8 protein-coding genes are annotated in these 14,910 nt (G+C 34.7%); 1 reads left to right on the forward strand and 7 read right to left on the reverse strand.

What is annotated here, in order from left to right:
• Positions 1–68: 68 nt before the first annotated feature.
• Together KWG70_RS04570 and KWG70_RS04575 are read right to left on the reverse strand one after the other, a co-directional pair.
• Positions 69–1,487: a DUF5689 domain-containing protein gene (locus tag KWG70_RS04570; RefSeq protein WP_230934797.1), complete on the reverse strand. Its 1,419-nt coding sequence runs from the start codon at positions 1,485–1,487 to the stop codon at positions 69–71.
• 67 nt (positions 1,488–1,554) lie between these two features.
• The gene (locus KWG70_RS04575) at positions 1,555–4,404 is read right to left on the reverse strand and encodes a TonB-dependent receptor (RefSeq protein WP_230934798.1); all 2,850 of its coding nucleotides are present in this window, start codon (positions 4,402–4,404) and stop codon (positions 1,555–1,557) included.
• A gap of 147 nt (positions 4,405–4,551) precedes the next feature.
• Between KWG70_RS04575 and KWG70_RS04580 the strand changes: the two genes are divergently transcribed.
• A complete protein-coding gene (locus tag KWG70_RS04580; protein ID WP_230934799.1) occupies positions 4,552–5,622 on the forward strand; it encodes an endonuclease/exonuclease/phosphatase family protein in 1,071 nt (356 codons plus the stop codon).
• 55 nt (positions 5,623–5,677) lie between these two features.
• Here KWG70_RS04580 and KWG70_RS04585 read toward each other — a convergent pair whose 3' ends face one another.
• The 5 genes from KWG70_RS04585 to KWG70_RS04605 all read right to left on the reverse strand — a co-directional run bounded on the left by KWG70_RS04585 (position 5,678) and on the right by KWG70_RS04605 (position 14,743).
• On the reverse strand, positions 5,678–6,118 hold the full coding sequence (locus KWG70_RS04585) for a hypothetical protein (protein ID WP_230934800.1): 441 nt from the start codon (positions 6,116–6,118) through the stop codon (positions 5,678–5,680).
• Between the two features lie 137 nt (positions 6,119–6,255).
• Positions 6,256–8,604, reverse strand: a complete 2,349-nt coding sequence (gene pbpC / locus KWG70_RS04590; RefSeq protein WP_230934801.1) for a penicillin-binding protein 1C — start codon at positions 8,602–8,604, stop codon at positions 6,256–6,258.
• Positions 8,601–8,930 (reverse strand): antibiotic biosynthesis monooxygenase family protein, encoded by a 330-nt coding sequence (locus tag KWG70_RS04595; protein WP_230934802.1) that lies wholly within the window; start codon positions 8,928–8,930, stop codon positions 8,601–8,603. The genes pbpC and KWG70_RS04595 overlap by 4 nt, the downstream gene beginning before the upstream one ends.
• Positions 8,902–9,150, reverse strand: coding sequence for a hypothetical protein (locus KWG70_RS04600; RefSeq protein WP_230934803.1), 249 nt, complete (start codon positions 9,148–9,150; stop codon positions 8,902–8,904). Before KWG70_RS04600 ends, KWG70_RS04595 begins: the two co-directional genes overlap by 29 nt.
• Positions 9,151–9,160: 10 nt before the next feature.
• Complete coding sequence (locus tag KWG70_RS04605) at positions 9,161–14,743, reverse strand: alpha-2-macroglobulin family protein (RefSeq protein ID WP_230934804.1); 5,583 nt, start codon at positions 14,741–14,743, stop codon at positions 9,161–9,163.
• Positions 14,744–14,910 lie beyond the last annotated feature (167 nt).

Consider the following 14,910-nt stretch of genomic DNA (forward strand, 5'->3'; position numbering starts at 1 on the left):
TACAAATGTATTGATAAAAGAAAAGCCACATCAATATTGATGTGGCTTTATTTATGTAAGCTTAATTTTTATTGCGCATCAATACTTACGAAATCTAATTCATAAGTTCCATCAAAATCAGATTGGCCACTACCAACATATTTAAATGCGATATAAATTTGGCCAGATCCACATGTTAAATCTACGTTTCCAGATTCAAACCACTCACCAAAGAAATCACTGTCTTGAGTCACATAAGCATCTGTAATGATTCCCCAAGTGGCAGTTGTAATTCCAGCTTCAGTTCCATCCCAATCATTTGAGAATAATATCTCTAGAGTACTACCATCAGAGAAACTATTTGATGTTTCGAAGTTTAAAGTCACACCTGAGTTAGCATCAAGATCAATTTCAGGAGTAATCAACCAAGCTACTGTACTAGCATCGCCTGAGTTAAAAGAACCTACTCTTGCAGAAACACCTTGAGAAGAATTAGTTCCTCCTTGTGTATAAGCTTCCCATCCTTCAGATCCAGCTTCTATAAAGTTTGTCCATCCGTTTCCTGAAATTAATGAGTTTGTAGACTGGCTTTCAAAATCATCTGCAAATAAATTAGTCATTCCTGTTGTTGAAGCTAATCCACAAGATAATTCGATTGGGTCACAACGTACCTCATTGGTAAAGTTGATATCTTCAGGAGAATTAATAACTAAGGTATAGAACTCATCAAAGAAATCTCTTGTTAAAACTCCGTCAATTGATCCTCTATTTGCAGGTAATAGAAGCGATTTAAAATCTGAAAAGGTACTTGTACTTAATATTACAGATGAACTTGTAGCACAGCTTTCTAAAACACGTTCTCCATCAAATTGATCTGTATCTTCTGCAGCAAATGTTTTCAAATCATCACCTAACACATCATTTCTATTAAATTGAACATCAGTTAAACGAATATATAAGCTTTCAAGATCATTAGAAAAATCACTAATGCTCACTTCTAAAGGTACAATTGTAGCAACTTCTGGTGTACGTAGAATAGTCTCAGACATTTCCGAAGCGGCAATTTTAGCCAATTCGTTGCCGTCTCTTCTTCCTATTTGAACAACACCATTATCAACAGCAACAGATAAACCATCTAGTTTAATATATACTTTTCTTCCGAAGTCATAAATTGTAAATAAAGGATTTACATCAACTTGTACAACAATACCAGCTGTTGGGTTTTCAGCTTTATCTTGTAATACCAATTCTTCGAAAAAGTTTCCTCCTTCATCACTAGAGATCACATAACCTTCCATAAAGTTATTTGTATCTTCAAAAGTGATAATATCTTCACCAGATTGGACTAGGTTACCAATAACAGCATCTATATCTATAATGTTTCCATTGATTACAGGATCTGTAACGTCAACATTAGGTGTGTCAAAATCATCGTCCTGAACACAAGCATTAAATACTAATAAGCTTAAAGCAAATAGTACGATTTTGTTTAAATTAATTGTTTTCATTTTTTTCTTTTTTATCTCATCCTCATTAGAGGATATTATTTTTGAAATTTACTTTTTTAGCTTTTTTTTAAAATCTAAGGTATACGTTTAAATAGTATGTTGTTCCATTTCCGTTGAAATAACGAGAACCAAACACTGGACCATTAGCTCTTGATTTATCTTCTAACACACGATCATAAGTCGCTAGTCTTGATTGTTCAAATCCACCTGTTTTGTATTCTTGATCGAAGATGTTATTAATTGTTGCAAAGAATCCAACAAAATAATCGCCTACTCTCCATGACTTTCCACCTACAACATTAACAAGTACATAGTCATCAAACTCTTCTTGTTTTAACAAACCTCTAGCAATGTCTTCATCATAACCAACAGCCGCTTGACCATCAAAATCTGTAGTAAAGTTTGCAGATCTTGCTAGGTTACTTACATCTATATAAGCATTTGAGAAATAGTTTGTTGTTAAACCAACATTCCAAAAATCTGGATCACGATATTCAAATCCAATTTGATATGCACGTTCTGGTCCTCCAGCAACATGGTAATCTTTGATATTTGTTGTGCCATCTCCAAAAGTTAATGGACCATCAAAATCATCACTTGTTAAATATAAGTTTGGATTGTTGTTGAATGTGTATTGACCAAAAGAAGCTGCTGCTTTTAATTTGATTGTTGGTGTTACTTGAGCTTCAATACCCATCTCTACTCCAATATGTCTTTTTTCTACATTGGTAAGTACTTCTTGTACAAAGGCATCTCCAGTATCTAAACCTAGTCCAGCTAAATCTTCAGTGAAGTAGAAGCCGATATCTGTTCCGTCTTGGAATCCAGTATAAAAACCAGTAAGTCTCGCTTTAATAATTGGAGATCTGAAAATGTAACTTGCATCTACAGACTGAATTTTCTCACTATCTAAACCAATAACAACATCATTGTTTTGTCTGGCATTACTGAATGAGTTTCTAATATTTGGTGCTTTAGTAAAGTAACTGGCATTGAAATCGATAAGATGACGACCTGTAACTTTATAAGTTCCACCAGCTTTAACGCCATAATTAGAGAAGTCTAATTTTTCGCTTTTTCCAAAAGAACGTGCACCTGCAAAGTTTCCGTTATTAAACAAACCATTTCTTTGGTATGTTGTTTGGGAAATATTAGCACCTAAATAGAAATCTATTTTGTTGTATTTAAATTGAGCTTGTGCAAATCCAGTGATGACATTAGCGTCAATTTCATAGTTGTATTTGTAACGATCACCTTCCTGAACAATTCTATTAGGATTATTTAAGTCACTTTGCGCTACATCTTCTAATGATTCGATAACATTTGAATCTTCTTCAGCAAAGAAATCTACATCTAAGTATCCTGTTCCTCCTAAAAGATCTTTTAGGTTGGCAAAGTTCTCACTCTTTAAGCGCCTGTAGCTAATCGCAGCGTTTAATCTAACACGTTCTGATAGTTCAGAGTCTAAAATAGAGTTGATTGTAAATTGTGAATCGTCATTTCTATCTTCTTGAATCGCATAAATAGAATTTCCACCTTGAGCTCTTACAGTAGCATTGGCACTGTATAATGCATTCCAATCTAATTGACCATCATTTCTAAAATCTTGCTCAGCTAAATATGCTTGTTCAAAATCTGCTGCAGTAGGATTTGGAAATCTTAAGTGATAACTTGGTAAGTTTTGATAGTATGCTGGATCAGGATTTCTAGCACCACCTAGATAACTAGCTTGACCATTGAAGTTTACTAAACGTGTTCCTCCATTATCAATTCTAGTATTACCTATTTTACCAAATTGGTAAGCAACGTTTGTATTTAATTTTGTTTTAGATGAAATATCCCAAAAGTGGTTTAGCATTAAAATAGGTTCTTCTATTTCTCTTACTCTTGAATTTCTAATATCTCCATCTTGCTCTCCCCAAAATGGGTTGTATTGTCTTCCTTTTAAAGCAAGCACTTCATCTGTAATAGCCGTAGAACGACCACGTCTATTCTGTGCGTATATTCCAGTAAAGTTTATACTATGCTTATCGTTGATTTTTTTCTCAACAGCAGCAAAGAACGAATTCGAATCGTAGAGTGTTCCATCTACATAACCTTCATCTCCAAAACGTCTAGAGGCTAATACAGAATATGACCATCCGCCTTTAACTATTCCAGAATTATAACTGGCCATGATACGACCTGTGTAACTTCTGTTTGCCGATGCATAAGACACACGACCACCTTGTCGGTATCTAGATGCTCTCATCACAATATTGTTAGTTCCTGCAAGGTCTCCAAAGGTGTAATCATTAGCAGACATTCCCATTGAAAATTCTTGATTTCTCTGAACATCATTTAATCCACCCCAATTTCCCCATTGTGGTCTACCAGTAAATTGCTTGTTCATTTCAATACCATTAATAAGAACTTTACCATTGGCGTTGTCTAAACCTCTTGGTCTAAAGAATGTTGCACTAAAATCAAATGCTGCTGCACTTAAGAACTGATCTCTGGATGCTTGTAGTAATCCTGAGATATTATCTGTTAAACCATCATCTTCACTATTTAAATTATCATCAGAAATTGAAATAATGAATAAATCTGTCTTGTCACTAGAATCATAATCAAGTGTCATACCGCTTATATCAACGGTTTGACCTTCATTAACAACAATAGGATAACGTTTTGTAACATAACCTACTTTTTCAACTCTAAGTACTTGTTCTCCAAGAGGAACAATAGTTTTAAATTGAAATTCACCATTCGCATCAGTTTTAACAGATTGCGAGGTTTCTTCAATAGTAATTGTTACATCAGGAATAGGTTCTCCTGTAGTTCCATCTAAAACACTACCCTTTACGATAGTATCTTGAGCGAAGGATGTCAACACGGAGAATATTCCGAATAAAAAAATAAAGAAACTTTTTTTCATGCCTTATATTAGATTAATAATTCTTTTGCTCTAAATAACAGTGTTTTTTAATTTATTTAAAGCGTGCAAATTTACATTATTTATAATAAATACATACTTTTGGCTCGACATTTGTAATCATCATAACGATAACATAATATTTAAACTATGAAACCACTACATTTTTCTTTAGCAATTATTTGTTTTTTAATGACATTTAATGGCTTTTCTCAAGATGAGAAAAAAGAAAAACGCTTTAAAATTCACACTGTAGCATTCTACAATTTAGAAAATTTATTTGACACTATCAATGATACGACCAAGTTTGATGAGAGAAGTCCTATAATGGAAATCAAGGCTGATAGAGAAGGTATTTACAAGAAGAAAGTCAATAATATGGCTAGAGTTATTGCAGATATTGGAGCCGATATCACAGGGAATTCTCCTGCTATAATTGGTGTTTGCGAAATCGAAAACAGACAAGTGTTAGTTGATCTTGTTAACCACCCATTATTATTAGCTAAAAATTATGGGATTATACATTATGAATCTCCAGATGTTAGAGGAATTGATGTGGCATTATTATATCAAAAGCAATTGTTTAAACCAACAAGTCATGATTCTTTTGAATTATTAATTTATGATGATGTTAGTAGAAAGCGTGTCATTACTAGAGATCAGTTACTAGTTAGTGGTGAGCTAGATGGAGACCCTATACATGTCTTAGTTAATCACTGGCCATCTAGAAGTGGTGGAGAAGCTAGAAGTCGATCAAAACGTGTTGGTGCCGCAAAGTTAAATAAGCGCATTATCGATTCTATACAATCTAAAGATCCTTATGCTAAAATATTTACAATGGGAGATTTGAACGATGATCCTACAAATTCAAGTGTAAAAGACGTCTTGAAGGCTAAGGCAGACAAAGATGAAGTAGATTTAAAAGGGATTTATAATCCTTTTGAAAAAATGTTTACTGAAAAAGGCTATGGTACAACAGCATATAGAGATGCTTGGAGTTTGTTCGATCAAATTATGATGACACAACCTATCATTAAGAAAGATGACTATTCGTCATTTAGATTTTATAAAGCAGGCATTTACAATAAATTATATCTTGCTAATAAAAGAGGACGTTACAAAGGCTATCCGTTTAGAAGTTTTGCCGATGGTGGATTTACAGGAGGTTTTAGTGACCACTTCCCTGTTTATGTTTACTTAATTAAACAAGTTGAAGACTAAAACACAGATCACAATAAAAAAATGCGCTATTAAACTTTAATAGCGCATTTTTTTATTAAAAGTTAAACCAATTATTCCAGGGAATTCTAGATAAAATTAAAAGTAAGCCTATGGTGTAAAATATGGATAGCATCTTAAACTTTGGTTTCGATGTTAATTTCTTTTTGTGTTTTGAGTAACCTATGGTAATAAATACAACGGCTAAAATCCCAACAAATGGATGTTCTACCGCTAATAGTCGAGAAAAAGAATCTAATCCTCCCATACCATTATTCTGAATATTCTTAAATCCAAATGGAGATGTAAAATATAACACCAATCCAATCAGTAATTGAATGTGAGTCACAATCAAAGTAAACAATGAAATTCTAAAATCGACAGCTTGAAATTCTTTATTTCCAAAAAACTTTATCAAGGCATTAAAGGTCGCTAATACTACCATTACTACTACGAGGTAAGCCCAATAAGAGTGAAGCATTTTAACAATATCGTACATCTTTTATAGTTTAAAAATTACGAAAACAAAGGTAAGAATTTAATACAACTAGAAGCGGAAAGACACTCTAGGCTCTCTAAACTCTTAATTAAGAGTATTATATATAGCGCAACTTTAATATAATACCTTACTAGATCTTATTCTGAAATAGATATCTGTCGCTTTGCCTCATTACCAAATTCATCAACAACTGTAATAAGGTGTTTCCCTTTTTTAGGAAGAATAGCTAACTCATGAATATCCTTCGTTGTACCAACATAAGTCTGGTCGAGATACCAATAAATAGTAGCTTCAGGTTTTGAATGTGCAATTTTTAAAATGAGATCATTGGTTTCACCATCAAAATCTTTAGGAAGAAATACAGAGTTGTTTTTCTTCGGATAAATAAAGTCCATGGTTAATTGTACGTCTCCCATACAATCCATTCGCAATTTAGGAAGCGGTTTGTAAAACGGATTTTTCGTTTTGTAATAGTGTGATTTTAATGGAGATAATACAAACCAAGGTTTATGTTTGATATCGCTTAAGTTTTCACAAGAAGAATTTACTTGATAGGTTTCGGTTGCATCGACATGTGCTAAAATATGATAAGGACAAGGCGCTGTCTTTAACCCACTAACTTGAATAAAATAATCTTCGGTTACATCACAAACTGGAGAAGCGCGATGACCACTTTTAGAACAGATACGCACATTCTGCATCTCATCATAAGGTGTTGCAAACCAATTACTATTTGGTAATAGGTCAAAGACATCAAATAGTATTGGAGCTGCTGTTTGTACACCTACTAAACCTGGTCGACCTTCGCCATCTGCATTTCCAACCCAGACGCCAACCACATAATCTTTGGTGGTACCAATAGCCCATGCATCACGAAACCCAAAACTTGTTCCTGTTTTCCATGCGATTTGTTTAGAGTCATCAAAAAACTCCCAACTTTCATCACCTTCAGGTCTGTTTACCTTTTTTAAACTTTCATAAGTGAGATAAATAGAAGCAGCATCAAATAAGGTTTTATCAGAAGATGTTGTTCCAAAGTCTACTGTTTCCGAAGCCATAAATGTAGGTTCTACAAATTCATTAGTATAGTATTCACTTGAGGTTTCAGAAAAATGATTTAACGTTGATGATAGCGCTGCATAACTTTTACATAGATCCCATAGATTGCTTTCGGCACCTCCTAAAATGAGTGATAAACCATAGTGATTTGCATTGTATTTTAAATCTTTGAGATGCAATTGTTTTAGGTATTGATGAAAGCGATCCAATCCAAAATCTTGAAGCATTCGTACAGCAGGAACATTTAGCGATCGAGATAAGGCACGACTTGCTGGCACGACACCATCAAATTCTTTATTGAAATTTTCTGGATTATAACTTCCAAATTGAGAAGGAATATCAGCAACTAAAGTATGTGGTAGTAGGTCACCAGCATCTAGCATGGCAGCATATAAAAATGGTTTCAATATACTACCTGTGCTTCTTGGTTTATCTATAATGTCAACATCTTTTTGATGTGCTCGATCTGTTGGTGTATTCCCTACATAAGCCAAAACTTCTCTCGTATGTACATCTAAAACCAAAACCGACGCATTATGAATTTCATTTTGCTTTAGGAGATTATATTGGTTTTTAACGATAAGATTAATACGTTCTTGAAGTTTCGTGTCAATAGTCGTTTGGATGTGCTCACCTCGATTTGATTTTGCGACTTTTTGAAGAAGATGCGGTGAAATTTGTGGTAGTGCATAAGGTTTTTGCGGCAACTCTTCGGCAATTGATAGTTCATAAGTCAAGGAATCTATGATAGCATTTTCTAATAATTTATGAAGTAACCTATTGCGTTTATCTAGTAGACGTTGTTGATTTTTCCCAGGATAAATTAAGCTTGGGGCATTTGGTAGTACAGCAAGTGTCGCGCTCTCAGCCCAAGACAGTTGATGCGCATCTCGATTAAAGTAACGCCACGACGCCGCATCTAGACCTACTACATTACCTCCAAAAGGCGCATTGCTGCTATAGTAGCCCAGAATCTCATCTTTAGAATCACGAAGTTCTAATCGTGTTGCTAAAATGATTTCTTTAATTTTTTCGAGATAGGTTCTGGCTTGCCCTTTTCTAGACAAGCGAATCACCTGTTGTGTTAACGTACTTCCACCACGTTTCACTTCACCAGCACTTAAATTATCTTTTAGTGCTTTGAAAATAGAAATGGGGTTAAAACCCGGATGTTTATAGAAATACTCATCTTCAAATTGAATAATACAGGTTTTAAACTTCTCAGGAATACTATCATTATGAGGGAAACGCCATTGTCCGTCTGCTGCTATTTGCGCGCCCAGAAGTTCGTTGTTTCTACTCGTGATGACTGTAGCAGTTGGGTCTTTAAACAAATCACTAGGTAAACAAAAAGCATATATAATTAGGAGTATTGCCAAAATGACAAATCTCTTTTTACGTTGCTTTATATAATTAACTAGTTTCATTTATTTTCAAATTCGTATTCGCGTTCAACTTTACAGATTCTTACTTTGTACCAACTGTACCAATCTTGTCGTCCTTTTTGTTGCGCCACCAAATGATCGGTTTGCAGTTTCCAACTTTTGATGGCGTCTAAACTGTCCCAGTAACTTACTGTAATTCCCAATTCATTTCTTGCACTTTCAATGCCTATAAAACCTTGTTGTTGTTTGGCTAAGGTTTCCATTAGATCGGCCATTTCTGTATAACCTTCTGTATTTTCAGAATGCGTTGAGGTGAAAATCACAGCATAGTATGGATTGTTATTTTGCATAGTCTTTATCTGTGTCATTATTGTCAATTTTTTTTATAATCAATACTCGACTGTTATCAAATCGTTGAATTTCTGATACTTTAATCGCAACAGGGATTCTGTCGTTATAAATTGTATCATTTTCAATTCTCAAGCTCCCATTTTCATAGTTCCAATTCAAGGGTTCGGCTTTAGAGCGATCTATTCCGCAAGAATAGAGAAGTTGAAAAGTAAACAGTAACGCAATATATGTTTTCATGGTCTTGAGTTTATTTTCTTACTTCAATCCAACGCCCTTTATTTCTCACAAAGAAGTCATTATCATACATGGCTTCTACTTGAGTACCCGGTAAATAATAGGTGCCAAGATAAGCTGCGTTAAGCATGACTGTAAATACTTTAGTACCATGTTTTCCTTTTGATGGTAAATCAAAATAGAAATTCACACGATCATCTCTAATGTCTGTATATCTTGCACTACTTGTTGTTGTATCACCATAATCTGTAAAGCGTGTGTTTACAATTTCCCATCCTGAAGGAAAGATTTGCGTAAGCGCAACATCGTGTAATGACTGACTTTTTAAGTTGCTCACGCTAATTCTTGCGACAATATCTTGACCTTGTTGTAGCTTAGAAATATCTAGTCGATTTCCTTTTAGATCCTGATATATTACCGAAACACTTAAGCCGCGTTTCTCGGCTAACTCTTGACCTAATGGTAGTTTACCAGAATTTAAAACACGTACATACACCAAATTACTTACCGCATTGTCTAACTTTAATGTATTTGAACCATCGTTAACTGCCAGTTCTCGTTGTGCTATGGTACTTTTGGTATCTATCGTTTCGGTTTTACCATTAAAGGTATAACTGAAATTCATATTCTTGCCTCCATTGGCTTCCACCATTTTAGCCATAGCCAATAAGCTGTAAGCTGTTGTTTGTGTACTCATCCATTGATTGCTAGATAAATCTTTCGCGATATATTCTGATAACTCTCGTGCTTTTTGATTTTTAGTAATAATCATGGTTTCTAGCGCCATAGCTCTGTTTCTATCTACCGAACCATAAGTATAGTAATTATGTTTTGGTGGTTTGAAATCGATATTTGCCGTTTTTGATAATTGAGCACTTGCTTCATTTTGACCTGCTAAGGCATACGCTGCTGCTAAACGCCATTTGGCTTCATTTGAAATTTCGCTAAACTCACGTAATCTATTCATGGAAGAAAGATCTGGACTTCCAGCTAATGCCAAGGTATACAAGCGATACGCTTGTGCGAGATCTGAGTTATAACGTCTATAACTTGGTCTCCAGTTTCTCGCAGCTTCTTTTTGGTAACGTAACCAATTACTTTTAAATGTTAACGGTAAAACAAATCCTTTTTTTTCTGCTTCTATCATAAAATGTCCAGCATAACTTGTTCCCCAATCATTAGCTGCACTTTCTCCAATCCAATAGCTCATACCTCCACTAGGACGTTGGAAATTTCCCAAACGCTTAATTCCATTTTCAATGTTTGACTGGATTTGTTGTCGTTTTTCATATTTCAAATCGAAAATATCGCTTAAGTACAATTGTGGAAATACACTTGACGTGGTTTGCTCAACGCAGCCATGTGGATACTGAATAAGGTATTCTAATCGTTTCGAGAAATCCATTGGAGGGAGTGTTGAGAATTCTACAATAGCTGTATTGGTACCAGCAACACCAAAGGTTGAAAACTGAAGACTTTGTGATGCATTTGCTTCTAATTGGGCATTTTCATACCTAGAGGTTATTGGGTTTGGATTTACAACATCTAACTCGACCTTGTATGTTGATTTTTCACCATTTCCTGTTGCAATCACTTCAACAGTATTGATACCTTTTGCTTTGCTTACGTCTAGTTCAAAATAAGCCATTTGTTCATCAGGTTTTGCAAAAGACAATTTTTTCGAGCCATTACCAACTACAGAGATACCATCGCTTAACTTCAAGCTTAGATTAACGTTTTTCACTTTAGGTTCCATAGCAAATACGGTCACAGGAAGTGTTACTTTTTCTCCAGGACTCAGTTTTCTTGGTAATGTTGCCAAGACCATCAACGGCTTTTTAACTTCAACCGATTTATCTGTGCTTCCGTAAGCCTCTGTTTGATTATTTCCAGCTACAACCATTGTTCTCACAGCTCCAACATAGTTTGGCATTTTAATTTTATGTGATTGTCGTCCGCCAGCTTCAAGTTTAAAAGGTCCTAAATAGGTGACTACAGGTTTAAAGCGATTTGCTTTTTTGTTCTTGCCTTTTGCTGCGCTTCCATCACCACCAATGGCAAATACTTGGTCTATACTTCCAGAGTAAGCTCCAATCACATCATCGAAAATGTCCCAAGTTTTTACACCAAGTGCTTCACGAGAATAGAAGGTATTCCAGGCATTAGGCGTTTTGAATCGCGTTAAATCTAACAGTCCTTCTTCTACCATGGCTATGGTATATGTCATTGGTTTTTTATTTTTTTCCGTAACATAAACTTCAAACTCTTGTTCTGGTCTTAATACACTTGCCATTCGTAATTCGGGTTCCAGAATGGTTTTTGGATCTTCAACTAGGATTGGAATGACACCATATAATCGTATAGGCAAATCATTACTAGTAATAGCATGAGGTTGTAATAAAGAGATGTTTACAAATACATTAGGCGCCATTTCCGAAGTAATAGGAATATCAACTGTAGTTTCTCCCTTTTTAGTTTTTACCCATTTATGTTCAATAACATCTGAACCGTTTTCGATACTTACCAATGCACGACCTTCATGTCCTGATGGGAATTTAATTTTAGCCGTTTCACCAACAATATATTTGTCTTTATCAGATGCAAACACTAACATTTTAGCAGCTTCCTTATCGTTTCCTGTTGACATACCAGACCAATTTCTGTAGAAATATGCAGTGCGCCCAGTAGCATGACCACTTACAGGGTCATAAACTCTAATGAGATAACGTCCTCTATCATTTTCGGGGATTTTAATTGAGAACGAGGTCCTTCCATTGGCTCCGGTAGATACTTTTTGATTTAATACAGGTCTGTGGTAACGACTCGACACATAATTTGAAAGGTTATCGTAAGAAGAGTTCCACCACCAACGCCATTCAATTTTGTAGACTTTAATTTCTAAGCTATCGCGTTTTACAGGTTTTCCATCTTTATCAACAACTGCTAAGTCAAATGTTTGATTGGTATCTGTAAAGTAGGACCCATAATAATTCCCTTTAGGTGATTTTAATCCAACATAAGAGTCATAAGGAGAGTAGGTTTTGGTAAAAGCATCGAGAGAAAAATCACCACCATTTTCAAAGGCTCTCACTAAAAATTGTGCGTTGAGCATTCCTGGGGCATTTTTTCCAATATCAAGATTGGTCTCAACGGTTGCCTTTCCATCTGCATCAAGATTACCTTCGAAAATATTAAGTTCTTCAGTATTGAATTGACGTGAAGGATCATTAAATACATAGCCTTTAAAGTTTTTGAAGCTAGTATATGAATTGCTAAACTTGGCTTTAATTTCGGTTTTTATATTTTTAGCTGGTGCACCATGTAGCCACTTTACGTCTAGTGTTCCGTTAATGGGTTCATTACTAGAAAGTATCTCGTCTTCAAAATCAACTTTAATTTTAAGTCGGTTAGGTTTAACGGTTTCAACTTTTAATGATTTGTAGAATTGTGCACCACCAACAGAAACTTTGGCATTATAATTCCCTGTTTTTCCTTCGGAAACAGTAGGGACTATAAATTTGTAGAAATTATTAACATGATCGGAAGTTACGTTCTTATAAATGAGCTTTCCGTTTGGATCGGTCACTTCCATTTTTACAGGGTGTCTTTTAGGAAGTTCATTGGCTTTGTCGTTAAGCATAAAAGTTAAGAATAGCGAATCTCCTGGTCTCCATACACCTCGCTCTCCATAGATGTAGCCCTTAAGTCCGCGTTGCAATCTATTTCCAGAAACATCAAATTTGCTCAGTGATAGTGAATTTCCATCGGTAAGTCTTAAATAGCTTGTGTTATTTCCTTTAGATATAATGGCAAATGATGCAAATTTATTAGCGCTATGTGTTGCCAAACCTTCACCATTTGTGGTGACAGTACCAATTTCTTGTTGTTGAAAATTATACAACTTAATTGTGGCATTAGCCTCTGGATTGGTACTCAAAATATCAGTGACTGCAAAATAGTATTTGTTACCAGCACCTTGTTTCACAATAACGCCTAAATTAGAAGCTAGTAAATTTTGAGCAATGATTTTATTGTCGCCATAATACGCATCGTGGCAAGGGTTATCGCGCTGTCTCCAATTATAAGTATAGTTTCTGTATCGATACGTACGATTATCCCAATACTCTTGTTCTCTTAATTCGTCATCTTCAGTGTTGGTATCGGCATATTCATCGTAGTAGTAATCTTCTTCATAATAATAATCATCATATTCGTCATTTTCATTGAGTGAGCTGTTAGGATTAGCTTCACAATCATAAAGAGAATATTGCCTTGAATAACTCAATTCGACTCTGTAAATGGCACCAGGATCGGCTTTAAAGTATTTAGAAAGATCGATACTGTAGGCTTTCCATTTTCCAGAATTTTCAGCAGCAGATTGTAATTGAATAGTTTGTTTAACAATACGACGACCTACACGTTTAATTTCGTTTTGGTTGTTACTGCTCATCACATTATCTTGAAGAAATTGAAGTATATTATCTTCAAAGATTTTAATAACCCTTACATCTACTGCACTCAGGTTTACAGCTTCGAAATTAAATTTGAGATCATTAGAATTTGGTAATATAGTTCCGTTACTCACTAAGCGAACCTGTGGTTTCATTTCTTCAAATGAGATCGCTTCTGAAAATGGACTTTTTAGTTTGTAACCATCGGTATTTTTTATGCCTTGAAATACATCTACTTGAATATTTCCAATAAGCTTCGTGTCTGGATACACCTTTAAAACATTGCCAACAACTACAAATTTTGGATTCTTTACATTTTGAATAGTAACCAATCCATCAAAGTTTTGTTGGTTTTTAATTGGGTCAGAAAAGTTGATGTATAGATACTGTTCAGGGGATTTATAGGCTTCAATATTTACAATTTTAAAGTTATTTATGCCTGGAATTTGAATGGTGTTTTCGCCTTTGTTTTCTGCTTTTATAATTTTCCCATCCCATTTTATAACAATTTCAGAATCTTCAACCAAGCGATTAATGCTATCGATTTTAAATTCGAAATATTTTGAGTTTTTTTCAGTCTCATTAAAATGTAATTTGAGTTGCTTCCCATTTTGTGTCGCTTTTACCAATGTCTTAGCATCTTCCAACGAAATAATATCTGCCGATTTAATAACGGCTTCTAAGTGTTGCCATTTTTTACTGTAGGATTGTAGAGCATTAGTAACAATGTTGAAGTTTGGTGTTATAGTTTTAAACTGAAATGTATAGTCTTCATAATCTTTAGGCATATCTTTGTAGATCTTATCAAGCTTTACGACCACAGTATATTCTGTTGCTGGATCCAAATACTCATCTGGTGTGAAGATCAAGGTGTGTTTGTTGGCTGCTTTAAGTTTACCTTCGACATGAGGTGATATGCGAATAAGTTCGCCATTAATCTCTTGATCCATATCCCAATTTTCCACATCATTAGATAGGTTAATAGTAATTGGATTGGCAACCGATTGTAAACCAGAAGTTGTATAACTAATATAGTCCCTAAACTTAAAAAGATTGTCAGTCTCCTGAGTAATTGGGTCTTTCTTTTTACAAGAAAGAATGATAGCTAGACATAGAATGAGTGCAGAAAGATGTTTTAGTTTCATGGCTACAGAAATGTTTTATTGGTTTATATGATCGTTTCAAACCATCAATTTGATAGTTGAATACCATAAAATTATAGTAATTGTGAGGGATTCGCGCATACGTTTTGTTATGCGTAATTAATAAAATAGAATTCGTTACAAATAGAAAAGAATTCGTTTTTTTAGAA

Origin of the sequence: Psychroserpens luteolus, assembly GCF_021032705.1 — a bacterium.
In the GTDB taxonomy this organism is placed as follows: domain Bacteria; phylum Bacteroidota; class Bacteroidia; order Flavobacteriales; family Flavobacteriaceae; genus Psychroserpens; species Psychroserpens luteolus.

Excerpts from the sequence above, each read along its gene's own strand:
- KWG70_RS04570 (WP_230934797.1), bottom strand. The coding sequence starts at position 1,487 with ATGAAAACAATTAATTTAAACAAAATCGTACTATTTGCTTTAAGCTTA.
- KWG70_RS04575 (WP_230934798.1), bottom strand. The coding sequence starts at position 4,404 with ATGAAAAAAAGTTTCTTTATTTTTTTATTCGGAATATTCTCCGTGTTG.
- KWG70_RS04580 (WP_230934799.1), top strand. The coding sequence starts at position 4,552 with ATGAAACCACTACATTTTTCTTTAGCAATTATTTGTTTTTTAATGACA.
- KWG70_RS04585 (WP_230934800.1), bottom strand. The coding sequence starts at position 6,118 with ATGTACGATATTGTTAAAATGCTTCACTCTTATTGGGCTTACCTCGTA.
- pbpC (WP_230934801.1), bottom strand. The coding sequence starts at position 8,604 with ATGAAACTAGTTAATTATATAAAGCAACGTAAAAAGAGATTTGTCATT.
- KWG70_RS04595 (WP_230934802.1), bottom strand. The coding sequence starts at position 8,930 with ATGACACAGATAAAGACTATGCAAAATAACAATCCATACTATGCTGTG.
- KWG70_RS04600 (WP_230934803.1), bottom strand. The coding sequence starts at position 9,150 with ATGAAAACATATATTGCGTTACTGTTTACTTTTCAACTTCTCTATTCT.
- KWG70_RS04605 (WP_230934804.1), bottom strand. The coding sequence starts at position 14,743 with ATGAAACTAAAACATCTTTCTGCACTCATTCTATGTCTAGCTATCATT.